This window comes from Qaidamihabitans albus, from assembly GCF_016464705.1.
Classification (GTDB): Bacteria; Actinomycetota; Actinomycetes; order Mycobacteriales; family Pseudonocardiaceae; genus Qaidamihabitans; species Qaidamihabitans albus.
Window position 1 is genome coordinate 125,303 of record NZ_JAEHOB010000013.1, and the last position, 17,463, is coordinate 142,765.

At 70.2% G+C, this 17,463-nt stretch carries 18 protein-coding genes; 5 read left to right on the forward strand and 13 right to left on the reverse strand.

All coding sequences use genetic code 11. The annotated features are described in order from the left end of the window. Window position 1 precedes the first annotated feature (1 nt). The 7 genes from JAP66_RS23180 to JAP66_RS23210 all read right to left on the reverse strand — a co-directional run bounded on the left by JAP66_RS23180 (window position 2) and on the right by JAP66_RS23210 (window position 6,798). Window positions 2-889, reverse strand: coding sequence for a hypothetical protein (locus tag JAP66_RS23180; protein WP_199433933.1), 888 nt, complete (start codon window positions 887-889; stop codon window positions 2-4). Then, the gene (locus tag JAP66_RS23185) at window positions 886-1,650 is read right to left on the reverse strand and encodes a DUF998 domain-containing protein (RefSeq protein ID WP_307849689.1); all 765 of its coding nucleotides are present in this window, start codon (window positions 1,648-1,650) and stop codon (window positions 886-888) included. Before JAP66_RS23185 ends, JAP66_RS23180 begins: the two co-directional genes overlap by 4 nt. Window positions 1,651-1,781: 131 nt before the next feature. Continuing rightward, window positions 1,782-2,963 (reverse strand): ABC transporter ATP-binding protein, encoded by a 1,182-nt coding sequence (locus JAP66_RS23190; protein ID WP_199433934.1) that lies wholly within the window; start codon window positions 2,961-2,963, stop codon window positions 1,782-1,784. Window positions 2,964-2,968: 5 nt separating this feature from the next. Further along, window positions 2,969-3,808, reverse strand: a complete 840-nt coding sequence (locus tag JAP66_RS23195) for a carbohydrate ABC transporter permease (RefSeq protein WP_199433935.1) — start codon at window positions 3,806-3,808, stop codon at window positions 2,969-2,971. Then, the gene (locus JAP66_RS23200; protein WP_372449006.1) at window positions 3,808-4,770 is read right to left on the reverse strand and encodes a carbohydrate ABC transporter permease; all 963 of its coding nucleotides are present in this window, start codon (window positions 4,768-4,770) and stop codon (window positions 3,808-3,810) included. Before JAP66_RS23200 ends, JAP66_RS23195 begins: the two co-directional genes overlap by 1 nt. Beyond that, entirely contained in the window at window positions 4,767-6,089 is a 1,323-nt protein-coding gene (locus JAP66_RS23205) for an ABC transporter substrate-binding protein (protein WP_199433936.1), read from the reverse strand. The genes JAP66_RS23200 and JAP66_RS23205 overlap by 4 nt, the downstream gene beginning before the upstream one ends. Window positions 6,090-6,276: 187 nt before the next feature. After that, on the reverse strand, window positions 6,277-6,798 hold the full coding sequence (locus JAP66_RS23210) for a YflT domain-containing protein (protein ID WP_199434023.1): 522 nt from the start codon (window positions 6,796-6,798) through the stop codon (window positions 6,277-6,279). 380 nt (window positions 6,799-7,178) lie between these two features. Here JAP66_RS23210 and JAP66_RS23215 point away from each other — a divergent pair, with 380 nt between their 5' ends. Together JAP66_RS23215 and JAP66_RS23220 are read left to right on the forward strand one after the other, a co-directional pair. Further along, window positions 7,179-7,928: a hypothetical protein gene (locus JAP66_RS23215; RefSeq protein ID WP_235999311.1), complete on the forward strand. Its 750-nt coding sequence runs from the start codon at window positions 7,179-7,181 to the stop codon at window positions 7,926-7,928. 4 nt (window positions 7,929-7,932) lie between these two features. Continuing rightward, window positions 7,933-8,523, forward strand: coding sequence for a class F sortase (locus JAP66_RS23220; protein ID WP_199433937.1), 591 nt, complete (start codon window positions 7,933-7,935; stop codon window positions 8,521-8,523). A gap of 15 nt (window positions 8,524-8,538) precedes the next feature. Here JAP66_RS23220 and JAP66_RS23225 read toward each other — a convergent pair whose 3' ends face one another. Beyond that, complete coding sequence (locus JAP66_RS23225) at window positions 8,539-9,735, reverse strand: acyl-CoA dehydrogenase family protein (RefSeq protein WP_199433938.1); 1,197 nt, start codon at window positions 9,733-9,735, stop codon at window positions 8,539-8,541. A 51-nt stretch (window positions 9,736-9,786) separates the two neighbouring features. After that, a complete protein-coding gene (locus tag JAP66_RS23230) occupies window positions 9,787-10,623 on the reverse strand; it encodes a slipin family protein (protein ID WP_199433939.1) in 837 nt (278 codons plus the stop codon). Between the two features lie 104 nt (window positions 10,624-10,727). On the opposite strand from JAP66_RS23230, the gene JAP66_RS23235 reads away from it, so the two are divergent. The 3 genes from JAP66_RS23235 (at window position 10,728) to JAP66_RS23245 (ending at window position 13,804) form a co-directional block, all read left to right on the forward strand. Beyond that, window positions 10,728-12,071, forward strand: coding sequence for a magnesium transporter MgtE N-terminal domain-containing protein (locus tag JAP66_RS23235; RefSeq protein ID WP_199433940.1), 1,344 nt, complete (start codon window positions 10,728-10,730; stop codon window positions 12,069-12,071). Further along, complete coding sequence (locus JAP66_RS23240) at window positions 12,064-12,585, forward strand: DUF1003 domain-containing protein (protein WP_199433941.1); 522 nt, start codon at window positions 12,064-12,066, stop codon at window positions 12,583-12,585. Before JAP66_RS23235 ends, JAP66_RS23240 begins: the two co-directional genes overlap by 8 nt. A gap of 79 nt (window positions 12,586-12,664) precedes the next feature. Continuing rightward, window positions 12,665-13,804 (forward strand): Mrp/NBP35 family ATP-binding protein, encoded by a 1,140-nt coding sequence (locus JAP66_RS23245; RefSeq protein ID WP_199433942.1) that lies wholly within the window; start codon window positions 12,665-12,667, stop codon window positions 13,802-13,804. Between the two features lie 82 nt (window positions 13,805-13,886). On the opposite strand, the gene tatB is transcribed toward JAP66_RS23245, so the two are convergent. From tatB to sigE, 4 genes are all read right to left on the reverse strand, one after another. Continuing rightward, window positions 13,887-14,288 (reverse strand): Sec-independent protein translocase protein TatB, encoded by a 402-nt coding sequence (tatB, locus tag JAP66_RS23250; RefSeq protein WP_199433943.1) that lies wholly within the window; start codon window positions 14,286-14,288, stop codon window positions 13,887-13,889. Window positions 14,289-14,332: 44 nt separating this feature from the next. Then, window positions 14,333-15,880, reverse strand: a complete 1,548-nt coding sequence (locus JAP66_RS23255; protein ID WP_199433944.1) for a trypsin-like peptidase domain-containing protein — start codon at window positions 15,878-15,880, stop codon at window positions 14,333-14,335. 85 nt (window positions 15,881-15,965) lie between these two features. Further along, a complete protein-coding gene (locus tag JAP66_RS23260; protein ID WP_199433945.1) occupies window positions 15,966-16,685 on the reverse strand; it encodes a zf-HC2 domain-containing protein in 720 nt (239 codons plus the stop codon). Further along, window positions 16,682-17,326, reverse strand: a complete 645-nt coding sequence (sigE, locus tag JAP66_RS23265) for an RNA polymerase sigma factor SigE (protein WP_199433946.1) — start codon at window positions 17,324-17,326, stop codon at window positions 16,682-16,684. Before sigE ends, JAP66_RS23260 begins: the two co-directional genes overlap by 4 nt. Between the last annotated feature and the right edge of the window lie 137 nt (window positions 17,327-17,463).

A 17,463-nucleotide genomic window follows, 5' to 3' on the forward strand; every position in this document is an offset into this window, starting at 1 on the left:
GTCAGGTCGACGAGGCCGCCCGGCCACGTGCCTCCCGGCGCAGCCGCCTGCGCTCGATGGCCTCCGGGTGGTGCCTGGCGAGCACGGCGACACCGGCGACCGCCACGGCACCACACAGCGCCAGCGTGGTCAGCACCCCCGGCGCGACGTTGCCGGCCTCGCCGAGCAGGACGAAGCCGATCGCCGTGGCGACCACCGGGTTGAGCACGGTCTGCGAACCGACGACCACGTCCGGCGGGCCGTTGGAGTAGCCGAGCTGGATGAGCCACGAACCCGCGACGAAGGCGAGGGCGAGCCCGGCCAGCGACAGCAACGGAAGGTCGGCGATCCCCTCGGTGCGCACCGTGTAGGTCACGTCCCGCACCAGCACCGTCACCAGGCCGTACGCGGCGCCCGCCGCCATGGCGAACGCCACGCAACGCACGATGCCGTGCCCGGCCAGCCCGGCCAGCACCAGCAGCAGCACCCCGGCGCCGACGTACTCGCCCGACCGGAGCACGGCGCTCGGCGCGATCGCCTGCTCGGTGACCGTGTCCGCCGTGCGGGACACGAACACGGCGATGGCGGCCGAGGTGGCCGCGACGGCGATCCAGCCGGCGAGATCGAGCTCGCGGGCGTTGAGCAGCGCCACCATCGGCAGCGCGAGCACGACTATCGGCGCGACCACCGACACCGGCGCGAAGGTGAGGGCCAGGATCTGCAGCACCGCGCAGGCGAACAGCACGGCGAAACCGCGCAGCCACATCGGGTTGCGGACGAGGCGGCCGAGCTTGCGCAGGGTCAGCCCGCCCTCCTCGGTCTCCGCGCGGACCCCGTCGTGCTGCAGCTGGGCGCCCACCGCGCTGCACGCGGCGCCGAGCACCGCGCACACGATCGCGAAGAGCATCATGGCGTGCTCACCGGGCTGCGCGTGCCGGCCGCCGCTGCGGCGCGGCGCTGATCGCGGACCGCTGACCAGGACACCCGCAGCAGGCTGATCGCGAGCACCACGAGCATCCCCAGCTCCAGCGCGAACAGGGCCCGCTGGATGAGTCCGGAAACGGCACGCCAGTCGAGCGCGCCGGGGAACTGCCACCACGGCAGCAGGTCCGGCAACCGGGCCGCCAGGTAGCCGAGCGCGAGCAGGACGGCGCCGAGCGCCAGCCCGCGCAGCACGCGAGCGGCGGTGGCCCAGCCGGGCTGGCCGGCGAGGACGCGGGACAGCGCGAGCCCGGCCAGTGGCAGCGTGACGAACAGCGAGGCGCCCGCGAACTGGTGGATCCAGCCGCTGACGGTCTCGATCCGCGGCGAGTTGTCCGTCGGGAAGGCCACGCACAGCAGGAGCGCAGCGCACCACAGCCCGAACAGGACGCCCGCACCGGTGCCGAGCCGGATACGCAGCTGCGCCATCCCGGCGAGCAGCGTGGCGGTGGCGGCGGCCACGGCGATCAGCGTGGCGTCGAACACCTCGGCGCCGCGCTCGACGAAGACGTAGTAGCTGATTGCGCGGGAGAGCGGGTCGACGTCACCGGCGAACCGGACGTTGAGGTAGGTCATCGCCAGCACGGAGCGGGCCAGCGCGAGCAGCGTGACGATCGCGAGCGCGCAGGACAGCACGGAGAACGCGCCGCCCCAGCGCGCGCGGCGCGCACTCAGTCCCCCTGCAGTCACGGCCGGACCTCCCTGAATGTGAGGCTCGTGTCAAGTCCAACGCCGTGATCGTCGCAGCTGTTCCCTGAGAATCCGCCAAGACTCGTGAGTGCGCACACGAGTTCTAACTCGTGTGCGCACTCACGAGGCCCCTAGCCTGCGTAGGTGAGGTTCTTGCCGGAGGACGGGTCGAACAGCTGCAGCTTGTCGGCGTCGAACCACACCTGCAGGTCCTGGCCGACCCGGGCACCCGACGACGCGGACAGCCGGGCGACGATCGTCGAACCGGTGCCGGGCACGTCGGTGGCCCCGGCGTCGGCAGCCAGCTCCTGCAGTTCCGCGGTGCGGGCCAGCTCGCCCTCGACGGTGAAGTAGGCGAACTTCTCGGAGCCCATCGACTCCAGCACGTCCACCGCCGCCGAGAAGCTCGCCCCGCGAGCCTTGTGCTCCTCCTCCAGCAACGCCGCGTCCTCGAAGTGCTCCGGCCGGATGCCGAGCACCACCTCACGAGGCGCGTTCGCCTCCTCGGCCAGCCTGCGGATGCGGTCGGTCAACGTGATGGTGCCCAGTGGGCTCTTGAGCGCGCCGTCCTCGAGGGTGGCCGCGACGAAGTTCATCGACGGCGAGCCGATGAACCCGGCCACGAACAGGTTCGCCGGCTGCTCGTAGAGGAACTGCGGGGAGCCGATCTGCTGAACGACCCCGCCGCGCAGCACCACGACCCGGTCGCCGAGCGTCATCGCCTCGGTCTGGTCGTGGGTGACGTAGACGGTGGTGGTGCCGAGCTGCTTCTGCAGCTTCGCCACCGACGTCCGCATCTGCCCGCGCAGCTTCGCATCCAGGTTGGACAGTGGCTCGTCCATGAGGAACGCCTTGGGACTGCGGACGATGGCCCGGCCCATCGCCACCCGCTGCCGCTGCCCGCCGGAGAGGTTGGACGGCCTGCGGTCGAGGTGCTGCGTCAGGTCGAGGATCTCCGCCGCCTCGTCGACCTTCGCCCGCACCGTGGCGTCGTCGACTTTGGCCAGCCGCAGCGGGAAGGCCATGTTCTCCCGCACGCTCATGTGCGGATACAGCGCGTAGGACTGGAACACCATGGCGATGTCGCGGTCCTTGGGGGCCTTCTCGTTGGCCCGCGCACCGTCGATGCGCAGCTCGCCCGAGGAGATGTCCTCCAGCCCCGCGATCATGTTGAGCGCGGTGGACTTCCCGCAGCCGGAGGGGCCGACCAGAATGACGAACTCGCCGTCCGCGATTTCGATGTCCATCTCCGAAACGGCGCGCGCACCGTCGGGGTAGGTCTTGGTCACCTTGTCGAGCACGATCTCAGCCATCAGTCTTACCCCTTAACCGCACCGGAGGTCAGCCCCGCGACGATGCGGCGCTGGAAGAACAACACGAACAGGACGATCGGAATGGTGATCACCACGGCGGCCGCGGCGATCGTCCCGGTCGGGTCCTCGAACTGCGAGGTCCCGGTGAAGAACGACAGCGCGGCAGGCACCGTGCGCGCCGCCTCGGTGGACGTCAGCGAGATGGCGAACAGGAAGTCGTTCCAGCAGAAGATGAACACCAGGATCGCCGTGGTGAACACGCCCGGCGCGGCCAGCGGCGCGATCACCCGCCGGAACGCCTGCGCCGGCGTGGCCCCGTCCATCTTCGCCGCCTTCTCCAGCTCCCACGGGATCTCACGGAAGAACGCCGAGAGCACGTAGATGCCCAGCGGCAGCGCGAACGTGATGTAGGGCAGGATCAGCCCCGGCCACGTGTCGAAAAGGCCCAGCTCACGTTCGATGTTGAACAGCGGGGTCACCAGCGAGATCTGCGGGAACATCGCGATCAGCAGCGACACCCCGACGAGCGCCCGCTTGCCGGGGAAGTCGAGGCGGGCGATGGCGTAGGCGGCCATCATGCCGAGGCCGACGGCGATGACCGTCGCGATGGTCGCGATGCCGATCGAGTTGATCAGTGGCCGGATGAACTCGTTTGTGGCGAAGATGTCGGCGTAGTTCTGCAGCGTCCACTCGCGCGGGATGAAGTTGCCGTCGGCCAGCGTGTCCTTGGTCTTGAACGACAACGAGGCGATCCACAGCACCGGGATGAGCGCGTACACCACGATGACGATGTCGAGCAGCGCCCACCTCGTCTTGCGGGCCGTTGTGACCGTACCCATGACCATCAGCGCTTACCTCCCTGGTCGCTGCCCGGTGCCGCGGCGCCGAACAACTTGACGAAGATGACGGCGATGATCGCGACCGTGATGAAGATCAGCACCGCCATCGTCGAGCCGATACCGAGGTTCAGGCCCTTGATGAGGTTGTTGTACGTCTGCATGGACACCGATGACGTGTCGTTGGAACCGCCGGTGAGCACGAAGATGTTGTCGAAGATCCGGAACGCGTCGAGCGTGCGGAACAGCAGCGCGACCAGGATCGCCGGCTTCATCACCGGGATCATCACCTTGGTGAACCTCTGCCAGGCGTTCGCGCCGTCCATCGCCGCCGCCTTGAGCAGGTCGTCCGGCACCAGTGCGAGCCCGGCCAGCAGCAGCAGGGCCATGAACGGCGTCGTCTTCCACACCTCGGCCAGGACGATGATCATCAGCGAGGGCCACCGGTCGGTCAGCGGCGCCCCCTCCCCGGCGAAGATGTTGGCCAGGTAGCCGACGTCCGGCGTCCACGCGTAGTACCAGGAGAACGCGGCGACCACCGTGACGATGCCGTAGGGCACGAGGGTCACCGTGCGCACCAGGCCGCGGCCGACGAGCGTGCGGTGCATGGCCAGTGCGAGCGCCATGCCCAGCACCAGTTCGATGGCCACCGACACCACGGTGAGGAACATCGTGGTGCCGAAAGCCGTCCACCAGTACGAGTTCGACAGCACCGCGACGTAGTTGTCGAGGCCGACGAACTGCCGCTCGTCCGGGAACCGCAGGTCGTAGCGTTGCAGCGACAGCCAGATCGAGTACGCGATCGGATAGCCGGTGACCGCGAGCATCACGATCGCGGCCGGCGCGCACAGCATCAGCGCGAGCCGCCGTTCCGCCTTCTTGCCCTCGCTCAGGGCCGCCTTGCCGGGTTTCGCGTGCGCGGGCCCGCCGGGCCTCTCGGAGGTCGCCTGCCGCTCTGCCGTCTCACTCACGGGATCACGCCCTTCGAGTCGAGCGCGTCGGCCAGCTGCTCACGCAGCTCCTCCGCCGTGCCCTGTGGATCGATGTCCGACGGCGGCGAGAGCACCTTGGACATGACGGTGGACAGGTTCTGGTATGCCGGGGTGAGCGGGCGCACGGCGGCGTTCTTCAGCGACTCCCGGATCGTGTCCTTCATCGGGTACTCGGTCGCCATGCTCGGGTTGTCCTCGGGATCCGGGGGCTGCGACGGATCCAGCGGCTCAGGGTCGGTGTAGACGGACTCGATGGTGGGCGGCACGCCGTCGTTGAGCGCGGAGAACTTCTGGTTCTCGGCGCTGCGCAGGCACAGCGCCGCCTCGAACGCCTCCGGCTTGTGCTGCGACGAGGCGCTGACCGCGAGGTTGTAGCCGCCGATCGTGGTCCGGCCGGACCCGGGCGTGCCCACGCCCGGATACGGCGCCCACTTGAAGTGCTCCAGCTCGTCAGGCTTCTCCTCGGCGTAGGAAGCGTAGACGTACGGCCAGTTCAGCTGGAACGCGCCACTGCCGCCCTGGAAGGCGAGCCGGACGTCGTCCTCCTGCATGTTGGTCAGCGAAGGGTCGGTGAGGCCGGAGCTGCTGACCTCCTTGAGGATCTCCAGCGCCCGGATGGCCCCGTCGTCCATGACCACCCGCTGGCCGTCCTCGGACAGGATCCGGCCACCCGCCGACTCGACGATCGAGTTGAAGGTGACCACGAGACCCTCGTACTGCGCGCCGGTGAACAGGATCTCGTGCGGTTCGCCCCGCTCCCTGAGCTCGCGGGACATCGAGATCATCTCGTCCCACGTCCTCGGCGGCTCCGGCGTGATCCGGTCGTCGTACCAGAGCAGCCGCACGTTGGTGTTCTTCGTGGCCGCGTAGAGCTTGCCGTCCCAGGTGGCGGTCTCCAGCGGGCCGGGCAGCACGTCCTCGGTGGCCTCGGCCTTGTTCGCACCCGTCCACTCCTCGATCCAGCCCGCCTCGGCGAACTCGGGTACCCAGGTGACGTCCAGCCCGAGCACGTCGAGCGACTCGTCGCCCGCCGCGAGCCTGCGCACCATCTGCTCGCGCTGTCCGTCGGCGTCACGCGGCAGCTTGTTGTAGACGATCTGGTAGCGGCCGTTCGCCTGCTCGTTGCAGTTGTCCACCACGGACTGGAAGTTGTCCTCGGGCGCGTAGTACACGTTGACCTTCATGCCGCCCTCGGACCCGCAGGCCGTGAGCAGCCCCGCCCCGACGACGGTCGCTCCGAGCACCGCGGTCGTCCGACCGGGCGAGCGGACTCGGCGTCGTGCGTTGACCTTCCCCATCGGGTCTCCTTCCCAGCGCGCACGCCGAAGCGCTCGCGTCCGGTCGGACACACCCGGCGCGGGAGGGTCCTCCGCGCCCGCACCCCGTCGTGCAGGAGGAAAACCTATTCCTGCCGATCACTCGGCGCAAGCACCGGCAGTAACGATTCAGGGACGCAGGGCTGTGATCGGCTGTGATCGGCTGTGATCAGCCGGAGGACCCCATCGCGAGCCGGGCCAGCAGATCGCGCCCCTGCTCGGCGTTGCGGGGCTGGCACAGCACGTCGTAGCGCCCCGCGACGAGCTGGCTGGACGAGGAGAAGTCGCGGCGGCCGCGGGTGGAGGCATAGCTCGTGGCGGCGAAGACGACGCCGAAGAGCACACCGGCGACCAGGCCGACCAGCACCGGCGCGTAGGACATGCCGTCGGCGCTGCTGAAGAGGCCGAGCAGCAGGCCGACGAACAGGCCGAACCAGGCGCCGGAGAGCGCGCCGGTGCCCAGCACCTTGCCCCAGCTGAGCCTGCCGATGACCCGCTCGACGAGCATCAGATCGACACCGACGATGGTCACGTCCTGTACCGCGAAGTCGTTGTCGGCGAGGTGGTCGACGGCGCGCTGCGCCTCCTCGTAGGTTCCGTACGACCCGATCGGCCACCCGGTGGGCGGAGTCGGCAGGCGCGGCTGACCGGCGGCCTGCCGTCCCGAAGAGAATGGACCGGTCACGATCATCACCTGTGCCCTGCTGCGTGGACGTCGCCGTCATCGATCCGGCGTGACTGGTAGTGGATATACAACCATCCTGCCAACATCGCCAAACCCGCGCGAACCCGGCGTACGGGCCCCGAGGCACGATGGGGCGCTACGCTGTTCGGGCGACGCCGATCGTCGCGCCGGAACCGATCCGACTCGGCCTTGTTATGGTTCTCTTACCGTGCAACCGGTCCCCGGCGAAGATCGTTCGGCGCCGCTTTTCGTTACCAGAAAAGGTAATGACCTTTCTCATGCGCTTTCGCTGTACTTCCGGGCGTTCCACACGGCAATATCACTTGGGCTCGCCCGAAAGTGGGTGACGGCTACTATCCGTATCCGAACTGTCCGTGGAGCTCACCTTGAGAAAGCCGCTGCGCCGCCTTGCCGGCGCCGTGCTCGCCAGTGCCCTTGTTCTCGCTGCCGTCGCGGCACCCGCGATGGCGCACACGGAGGAGGCAGGCACATCGACGAGCGTTCCGGCCACGGCGACAGCCACGACAGCCAGCGAGCCGCCGGCCGCCACCACGTCCTCGACAACCGCCGAGGAAACGGCGAGCACCACCGCGACGTCGAGCACCCCGGGCAGCACCACGTCGACGCCGCAGACCTACGGGTCCTCGCCGACATCACAGGCCTCCGAGACCTCCGAGACCTCCCAGACCTCGGCCGAGCCGAGCAGCACCAACGTGCCGACCGAACCGCCCGGCCCGCAGGAGCCGCCGTACGAGGACAACACCGGATACGGCATCGACCTCGACCCGGAGAGCGGGCTCGGGCTGCTGCTGATCGCGTGCGCCGCAGGCGAGCCGAAGCACGTCACCTCGCCGGACTTCGAGATTCTCGAGGGGCCGTACCAGGAGGAGCAGGACGGCCGCTACTGGAGCTACCTGGTGCAGCTGCGCTCCGGGATCACGTTCGCCGAGAACGAGGTCCTCGGGTACTGGGAATGCGACGGCGACCGGCCCGGCGGCGGTGCCACGCCGGTGTCCCCGGTGCCCGGCTCGGATGACGCCGGTGAATGGCAGGACAGCAACAACGGCGCTGCCCAGGTGTCGTTCGCCCCGAAGCGCGGCGTCGAGACCGGCTTCGGCGGCAGTGCGCGGGACTGACCGGATGCGCTCCACATCACGGCGGGGCGGCCGCGCGCTGGCGGCCGCCCTGCTCCTGTCAGGGGCCCTGACCGGCTGCGGTTCCGCCGAGCCTGAGCCGGAGGCCGCCGAGCCTACGTCGTCGGTTCCGGTGACGAAGCCGTACGACAAGCTGCGCCCGACCGAGGTCAGCATCCCCAAGCTGGACGCCACCTCCTCGCTGATCACGGTCGCCGTGAACAAGGACGGCGAGCTCGCGGTCCCCTCGGCGGACGACCCGATGCAGGCCGCGTGGTACCGGCTCTCCCCGGTGCCCGGCGAGGTGGGGCCCGCGATCCTGCTCGGCCACGTCGACGGCGGCGGCAGGCCGGGCATCTTTCACAAGCTGCACGAACTGGTGCCCGGCGACGAGATCCTGGTCGAGCGCAGCGACGACGAGCGACTGCGGTTCGTCGTCGACCGCTCCGAGCAGGTGCCGAAGGACGAGTTCCCCGCGGAGGCCGTCTACGGCAACACCGACCAGCCGCAGCTGCGGCTGATCACCTGTGGCGGCGTGTTCGACCAGGCCGAGCACAGCTACGAGGACAACGTGATCGTCTACGCGAACCTGGCCTGACCGGCTGTCCCCACGTCAGCCGCGAGACCTGTACTCCCGCAGCAGGCCCCGGCTGATGATCGTCTTCTGGATCTCGCTGGTGCCCTCGCCGATGAGCAGGAACGGTGCCTCCCGCATGAGGCGTTCGATCTCGTACTCCTTGGAGTAGCCGTAGCCGCCGTGGATGCGGAATGCCTCCTGCGTCACCTCCGCGCAGTACTCGCTGGCGATCAGCTTCGCCATCCCGGCCTCGACGTCGTTGCGCGAGCCGGCGTCCTTCAGCCGCGCCGCGTTCACCATCATCAGATGCGCCGCCTCGACCTTGGTGGCCATCTCGGCCAGCTTGAACGCAATGGCCTGGTGCTCCGCGATCGGCTTGCCGAACGTCCTGCGCTGCTGGGCGTACTCGATCGCCAGCTCGAACGAGCGGATCGCGATGCCGCACGCCCGCGCGGCCACGTTGACCCTGCCGACCTCGATCCCGTCCATCATGTACGCGAAGCCCTTGCCCGGCGCCTCGCCCAGCACCTTGCCCGCACCGATGCGGAAACCGTCGAACACCGCCTCGGTGGTGTCGACGCCCTTGTACCCCATCTTGTCGATCTTGCCGGGGATGGTCAGCCCCGGCGCCACCTCACCGAAGCCCTCCGGCTTCTCCACCAGGAACGCCGTCAGGTTCTGATGCGCTTTCTCGGCTCCCTCGTCGGTGCGGACCAGGAGCGCGATCAGGTTCGACGAGCCGCCGTTGGTCAGCCACATCTTCGAGCCGTCGATCACGTAGTCGTCGCCGTCGCGCACGGCCCTGGTCTTGATCGCGGCCACGTCCGAGCCCAGATCCGGCTCGGACATGGAGAAGGAACCGCGCACCGCACCCTCGGCCATGCGCGGCAGGAAGTGCCGCTTCTGCTCCTCGGTGCCGTGCCTGGAGATCATGTGCGCCACGATGAAATGCGTGTTGATCACGCCCGACACGCTCATCCAGCCGCGCGCGATCTCCTCCACCACGAGCGCGTAGGTGAGCAGCGACTCGCCGAGCCCGCCGAACTCCTCCGGAATCGTCAGGCCGAACAGCCCCATCTCCTTCATGCCCTCGACGATGTCGGCGGGATAGGTGTCGCCGTGCTCCAAGTCCTGCGCGTACGGGATGATCTCCTTGTCCACGAAGGCACGCACCGTGGACAGGATCTCGGACTGCACATCGGTCAAACCGGCGGTCTGGGCGAGGCGGGCCATGCATCTTCCCTTCGGGCACGAAGCGCCGGCGCGCTGCCGCCCCGGCGCGGGTTACCGCTGAGTATGACCCGAAACGGCGTCGTCCGTGGGCACAGGGTGGGCAGCGCCACGATCGGTGTCGTCCGGCTCGGCGCCCTCGCGCGAGGAACGGTCCAGGAACCGCAGCAGCTCCACCGGGAACGGCAGCACGAGCGTGGAGTTCTTCTCGGCGGCGACCTCGACGACGGTCTCCAGCAGGCGTAGCTGCAGGGCGGCCGGTGTGTCGGCCATCCTGGCCGCCGCCTGCGAGAGCTTCTCGGAGGCCTGTAGCTCGCCCTCGGCGGCGATCACCCGGCCACGCCGCTCGCGTTCGGCCTCGGCCTGGCGCGACATCGCGCGCTTCATCGCCTCGGGCAGCGCGACGTCCTTGATCTCCACCCGGTCGATGTGGATGCCCCAGCCGAGTGCCGGGCTGTCGATCATCAGCTCCAGCCCCTCGTTGAGGCGCTGGCGGTTGGACAGCAGGTCGTCCAGGCTGCTCTCACCGATGATGCGGCGCAGGCTGGCCTGCGCGACCTGGCCCATCGCGAAGCGGTAGTCCTCCACCCCGACGATGGCCTGGACCGGGTCGATCACCTTGAAGTAGACGACCGCGTCGACCCGGACCGTGACGTTGTCGCGCGTGATGCCGTCCTGCCCCGGCACGGGCAGCGTCACGATCTGCATGTTGACCTTACGGACGTGGTCGACGCCGGGGACGATCATCATCAGCCCGGGTTCGCGGGGAGCCCGGTGCACCCGGCCGAACCGGAACACGAGCCCCCGCTCGTACTGCTTGATGATCCGCACGCTCGCCGCCAGTCCGGCGGCACCCACCGCGGCGACAGTGGCCACGATCTCCACCAACATAACTACTCCCGGGCGAGACCCCTGTCACAGCGATGCTACTCCGTGTACGCGCGGCGGGCTCGCGTTCCGGGCGACGGGCGGCCACACGCAATAGGCTTGGCCACATGGCCGCCGTAAGCCGGGTCTTCGCTGCTCAACTAGCCGGGCTGCCGGTGTTCGGCCCCGACGGGGAGTCGATCGGCCGGGTTCGCGACCTGGTCGTCGGGCTGCGGCTGGACCAGCTACCGCCCCGCGTGCTCGGCGTCGTGGTCGAGCTGGCGACGCGGCGCCGGGTGTTCGTCCCGATGCTGCGCGTGACCGCGATCGAGTCCAACGCCGTCACCCTCGGCAGCGGCTCGGTGAACATGCGCCGCTTCCACCAGCGCCCTAACGAGGTACTGGTACTCGGGCAGCTCTTCGACGCGCGCGCCCGGCTCACCGACTCCGGTACGCGCGTGACCGTCGTCGACGCGGCGATGGAGCCCACCCGCACCCGTGACTGGGTGCTCGCCAGGCTGGCGATCCGGGAGCGCACCGGGCGCCTCGGCCTCGGCCGGCGTCGCTCCGCGCTGCGGGTGGTGCCGTGGGCGGAGATCTCCGGCCTCGGCCTCACCGACCTCACCGGCCAGACCCAGGGCGCCGGGCAGCTGCTCATGCTCTTCGACACGATGCGGGCGGTCGACGTGGCCGCCACCCTGCGCGACCTGCCGCTCAAGCGCAGGCACGAGGTCGCCGACGCGATGGACGACGAGCGGCTGGCCGACGTCCTCGAGGAGCTGCCGGAGGAGGACCAGAAGGAGCTGGTCGCCTACCTCGCCGACGAGCGCGCGGCGGACGTGCTGGAGGCGATGGACCCGGACGACGCGGCCGACCTGCTCTCCGAGCTGACCCCGGCCGACCAGAGCCGGCTACTGGAGCTGATGCACCCGGACGAGTCGGAGCCGGTGAAGCGGCTGCTGGAGTACTCCTTCGACACCGCGGGCGGGCTGATGACCCCCGAGCCGGTGGTGCTGACGCCGGACGCGACCGTGGCCGAGGCGCTCGCGCACATCCGCAACCCCGACCTGACCCCCGCGCTGGCGAGCATGGTGTTCGTCTCCCGGCCGCCGAACGCGACGCCCACCGGCCGCTACGTGGGGTGCGCGCACTTCCAGCGGCTGCTCCGGGAGCCTCCCGCGGAGCTGGTGGCCGCCGTCGCCGACACCGACCTGCCCACGCTGCGGCCCACGGCGCCGCTGAGCGAGGTGACCCGCTACTTCGCCGCCTACAACCTGGCCTGCGCACCGGTCGTCGACGCCGAGGACCACCTGGTCGGCGCCGTGACCGTGGATGACGTGCTCGACCACCTGCTGCCGGAGGGCTGGCGGGAGACCGGCCTGCACGATGTCGGAACCCAGGCCGGTCCGGCCACCGACAGCACCGACAACACCGACAGCACAGACAGCACCGAGGAGGCCGAACGTGCCTGAGCTGCTCTCCCGTCGCCGGCTCGACCAGCCCCGGCAGCAGCGCCGGTTGTCGGTGAACATCGATCCGGACACGTTCGGCCGGTTGTCCGAACGGCTCGCCCGGCTGCTCGGCACGGGCAAGTACCTGTTCTGGCAGACGCTCGTCGTGATCGCCTGGATCGTGCTGAACCTCACGGCGGCGACCCTGCGCTGGGATCCGTACCCGTTCATCCTGCTCAACCTGGCCTTCTCCACGCAGGCCGCCTACGCGGCGCCGCTGATCCTGCTGGCGCAGAACCGGCAGGACGACCGCGACCGCGTGTCGCTGGAGGAGGACCGGGCGCGGGCCACCCAGACGAAGGCCGACACCGAGTACCTGGCCCGCGAGCTCGCGGCGCTGAGGCTCGCGGTCGGTGAGGTCGCCACCCGCGACTACCTGCGGAGCGAGCTGGACAAGCTGCGCGAGGACCTCGACGGCAGGGGCCCGCGGAACCGGGCCAGGCGCGAGGACAGCGGGGCCGCGCACCTGGGCTGAGTCGGCTGGGGGCGCGGGTGGCCACGTAGCATGGTGAGAGCAAGCCGCGTCCCCTCGAAAGAAGGTCGGTGCCCGAGCAGTGACCACCACACAGGAGATCCCCAGCGTCGAGGATGTGCGCACCGCGCTCAAGAACGTCCAGGACCCGGAGATCAAGAAGCCCATCACCGAGCTGGGCATGGTGAAGGACGTGACCGTCGCGGAGGACGGCACCGTCTCGGTCGCCGTGTACCTGACCGTGGAGGGCTGCCCGCTCAAGGAGACCATCACCCGCGACACCACCGCGGCCGTCAAGACGGTGCCCGGGGTGCGCGACGTGCACGTCGAGCTGGACGTGATGAGCGACGAGCAGCGCACCGAGCTGCGCAAGTCACTGCGCGGCGACGCCGAGGAACCGGTAATCCCCTTCGCCCAGCCCGGCTCGATGACCAGGGTCTACGCGGTCGCTTCGGGCAAGGGCGGGGTCGGCAAGTCCAGTGTGACGGTGAACCTCGCGGTCGCCATGGCCGAGCGCGGGCTTTCCGTCGGCGTGGTGGACGCCGACATCTACGGCCACTCGGTGCCGCGGATGCTCGGTGCGAGCGACAAGCCCACCAAGGTCGAGAAGATGATCATGCCGCCGCAGGCGCACGGCGTGAAGGTGATCTCGATCGGCATGTTCACGCCGGGCAACACCCCCGTCGTCTGGCGCGGCCCGATGCTGCACCGGGCGTTGCAGCAGTTCCTCGCCGACGTCTTCTGGGGCGATCTCGACATCCTGCTGCTCGACCTGCCGCCGGGCACGGGGGACATCGCGATCTCGGTGGCGCAGCTGATCCCGAACGCCGAGCTGCTGGTGGTCACCACGCCGCAGCAGGCGGCCGCGGAGGTCGCCGAGCGGGCCGGGGCGATCGCGTTGCAGACCCGGCAGCGGATCGCCGGTGTGATCGAGAACATGTCGTGGCTGGAGACGCCGGACGGTTCGCGGATGGAGATCTTCGGCTCCGGCGGCGGCCAGACGGTGGCCGACTCGCTGACGAAGTCGGTCGGCGCGGAGGTCCCGCTGCTCGGTCAGGTGCCGCTCGACCCGCGGCTGCGGGAACAGGGCGACATCGGCACGCCGCTGGTGCTCTCGGCCCCGGACGCGGCGGCGAGCCAGGTTCTGCGCGACGCCGCGTCGAAGCTGTCCACCCGTGCCCGCGGACTGGCCGGCAAGATGCTGAACGTCACCCCGGCCTAGCCGCAGGCGTGTCCGCGTTCCATGCTCACGTGTCCGCGTCGCGCGACGCAGACACGTGAGCGTGTGGCGCGGACACGATGCGCTAGGTCGCGTCGGGGTCGACCGGGGGCTTCTCCCCCGGCTTGAGCGGCTCCGGCTGCGCCTTGGCCGACGCCGGGTGACCGTTGGGCTTGCCCGCGCCGTTGCCGTTGATCTCGTTCAGGCCGATCGGGTCAGGGTCACCGTCGAACAGGTGCTGGGTGACCGCGCGCTTCGGGTCGAAGCTGCGCAGGCCACGCAGGTCCTCGATCGGCTTGCGGAACTCCTCGAACTCCGGGCCCATCTCGTCGCGCAGCTGCTGCCGCGCGCCCGTGGCGAAGTCCCGCATCTTGCGCATGTTCTTGCCGAGCCACGCCGCCGCATCGGGCAGCCGCTCCGGGCCCAGGATGAACAGGCCCGCGACGATGAGAACCAGGATCTCGCCCCAGCCAATGCTTTCGAACACGTGCGAACCTCCGCCTCAGCTCCCGCTGCGCACAGAGTACCCCTTCAGTCTGAACCCAAGGTGACGTCGACCGTGAACGGACGGCCGTCGCGGACCAGCCGGACCGGCACCACCTCGCCGACCTCGTGCTCGCGGACGGCCACGGTCAGCTCGGCGGCGTTGCGCACCTGCCGGTCGCCGACCCTGGTGATCACGTCGCCCTCCGCGATGCCCGCCGAGGCGGCCGGACCGCCCTCGACGACGTTCTGGATCTGCGCGCCCTCGGACGTGTTCGCCGAGACCGACGCCGCGTTCACGCCGAGGTCGGCGTGCTCGACCTCGCCTTCGGCGATCAGCGCGTCGCTGATGCGCACCACCTGGTCGACCGGGATGGCGAAGCCGAGCCCGATGCTGCCGCCCTCACCTCCGCCGCCGCCGACGGTGCGGATCAGCGAGTTGATCCCCACCAGCGCGCCGGTCGCGTCCACCAGCGCGCCGCCGGAGTTGCCCGGGTTGATCGCCGCGTCGGTCTGGATCGCGTCGTAGGTGACAGCCGGCTCGCCGTTCTCGCCGGGTGCGGTGACCGGGCGGTTCAGTGCGCTGACGATGCCCTCGGTGACGGTGTTCTCCAGCCCGAACGGCGAGCCCACCGCGACCACCGCGTCTCCCGGGGCCAGGTCCGCGGACCTGCCGATCTCGATGACCACCGGGTTCGACACGTTGACCTTGAGCACGGCGAGGTCGGTCTTCGGGTCCGTGCCGACGATCCGGGCCTCGCTGCGGGTGCCGTCGATGAACACGGCGGTGATCTCGGCCTGGTCGTCCTGGACCGCCTGGGACACCACGTGGTTGTTGGTGACGACGTAGCCGTCACCGTCGATGACGACGCCGGAGCCGACCCCGCCGGACTGCCCGGACTTGACCTCGATGGAGACGACGGCGGGCGCGACCCTGGAGGCGATCCCGGCGATGGAACCGGCGGGGCGTTCCTTGCCCGCCTGCGCCTCGGCCACGTTGAGCTCGCCGGTCAGCGAGTCACCCGCCCCGGCAAGCGCCCAGCCGACGAACCCGCCTGCGGCGCCGACGAGAAGGGCGACGACGCCGAGCAGGGCCAGCGCGGTGGGCTTCACGCGGCGCCCGAAGAGCACCTCGGGCAGGCTGAGCAACGGTCCCGGTGTCCGCTCGGCATCGGCTTCCTGGTCGTCGGCGTGGACGGCCGGGCCGCCGAGCACGGCCCCCGCGCCCGGGTCCCGCCACGGGTCGCTCGACGACGACCACAGCGGTGAGTCGTCGCCGGTGCTCGCACCACTGCCGTCACCGTTGTTGTCATGGGGGTCGTCATGGGGGCGCTGCAGGATGACGTCGTCGGCGCCGGGCGGTCTGCTGAACGCCTCGGCCAGCGACTCGGGCGGCGGCGGTGCGGTGCGCAGCTCGGTGCCGTTGCCGGTGTCGGGTGCGTGCAGCCGGTCGAACGGGCCATCCACTCCACGCGGCCGGCCGAACGTCGCGGCCTGCGCCGGGTCCACGGAGGGGCGGTTGATCGCGCGCGGCCGGATCCGGTCGTCGTCCCGCTCGCCGGGCTCCTCCTGGTGCGAGTTCGGTGGCTGGTTCATCATTCCCCGGCAGACGACGTGATCGGTAACCGGCGTGACGATACGCCACGCTCAGAGTACGAATTCTGCCGTGAGAGCGGTGAAGTCAGCGTGGGCCTGCGATCGGGGCCGCCGCCGTGGTCAGCGAGGCCGCCGGGGTCGCGGGCGCGGGCCTCGACGGTGTCGTCGAGGTCGCCGGGGGCGTGGCGCGGCTGTGCGCGCCGAACTGGGCGCGGAGCACGTCGCCCGCGGGCGGTGCACCGGGCTCGTCGGCGACGTTACCGGCGGTGCTCGACGTGGCGACGAGCACGAGCGCGCTGAGCACCAGGCCGGAGACGACCACACCGGCGCCCTGCGCGGCGCGGCGCCGTGCCGCGTCCAGCCGGTGACCGCCGCCGAGCACGTTCGGCGAGCTGCCCAGCGGCGCGGAGCCGCCGAGCGGGGTGGCGGAGAGCGGTGTCGAGGACACGGGGGCGGAGGGCAGGCCGCCGCGCAGCCCGGCGACCCGCTCGGGACGCTGGACGGCGACCAGCTGGCCGTCGACGGTCACGGCGAGGTTGTCGGGCGTCGTGCCCACGTCCGTGTGCTCGGGGATCGACCGCAGGCTCGCCAGGAAACCCGCGGACATGGCGGGCGCCTGCGCGCCCTGCACAGCGGCCCTGGCCTGCCGCTGAGCGGCGACGTCCGCCGCGCAACCGGGACAGCGGGCGATGTGCATCGCCGCGCGCTCGTGGGCCCCGATCGAGAGCTCGTTGTCGACGAACGCCACCACGGCGTCCGGCAGCAAGTGCGACTCGGGGAGTGCCCATCCCCGGTGTTCGGTCATACGTGCGCCTCCTGTTTGAGCGCACGCCTGCGCTCCAGCGAGGCGCGCAACGCCTGGCGGCCACGGTGAATTCTGCTGCGCACGGTACCGAGCTTAACCCCGAGCGTCGCGCCGATCTCCTCGTAGGACAGACCCTCGACGTCACAGAGCACGACGGCGGCCCGGAACTCGGGCGGCAGCTCGTCGAGCGCGGCCTGCAGGTCGGGGTCGAGGTGGGTCTCGGAGTACACCTGTTCGGGGCTCGGGTCGTCACCGACGATGCGGTCGGTGTCGTCGGGCAGCCCTTCCATGCGCACCCGCGAGCGGCGGCGTGCCATGTCCAGGAAGAGGTTGGTCGTGATGCGGTGCAGCCAGCCCTCGAAGGTGCCGGGCTTGTAGGAGGCGAGTGAGCGGAACACGCGGATGAACGTCTCCTGCGTGAGGTCCTCGGCGTCGTGCGCGTTGCCGGCGAGGCGGTACGCCAGCCGGTACACGCGGTCGGCGTGCTCGCGCACGACCTCGTCCCAGGACGGTGGCGTCCAGGCGGCTTCGCCCTGCTCACCCGCGGCGCTCACCACTGCGGGCTCGGCCTGCTGTGCCGACTGTGTCGGTCGAGTCACGGCCTTCAGGCTGTTCTGCGTCGGCAGTGGAGGCACCTCCATCGGGCTGATCCCCTAACTACTCTGCCCAACGCGGCGGCCGCGCCGGGTGTTCCCGTCCTAGGGACGAAGTCTCGCGTGCTTCCTTATGGTTCTAGTGAGACAGCACTGAGAGGAGCCTGAGAGATTGCGCGGGCGGT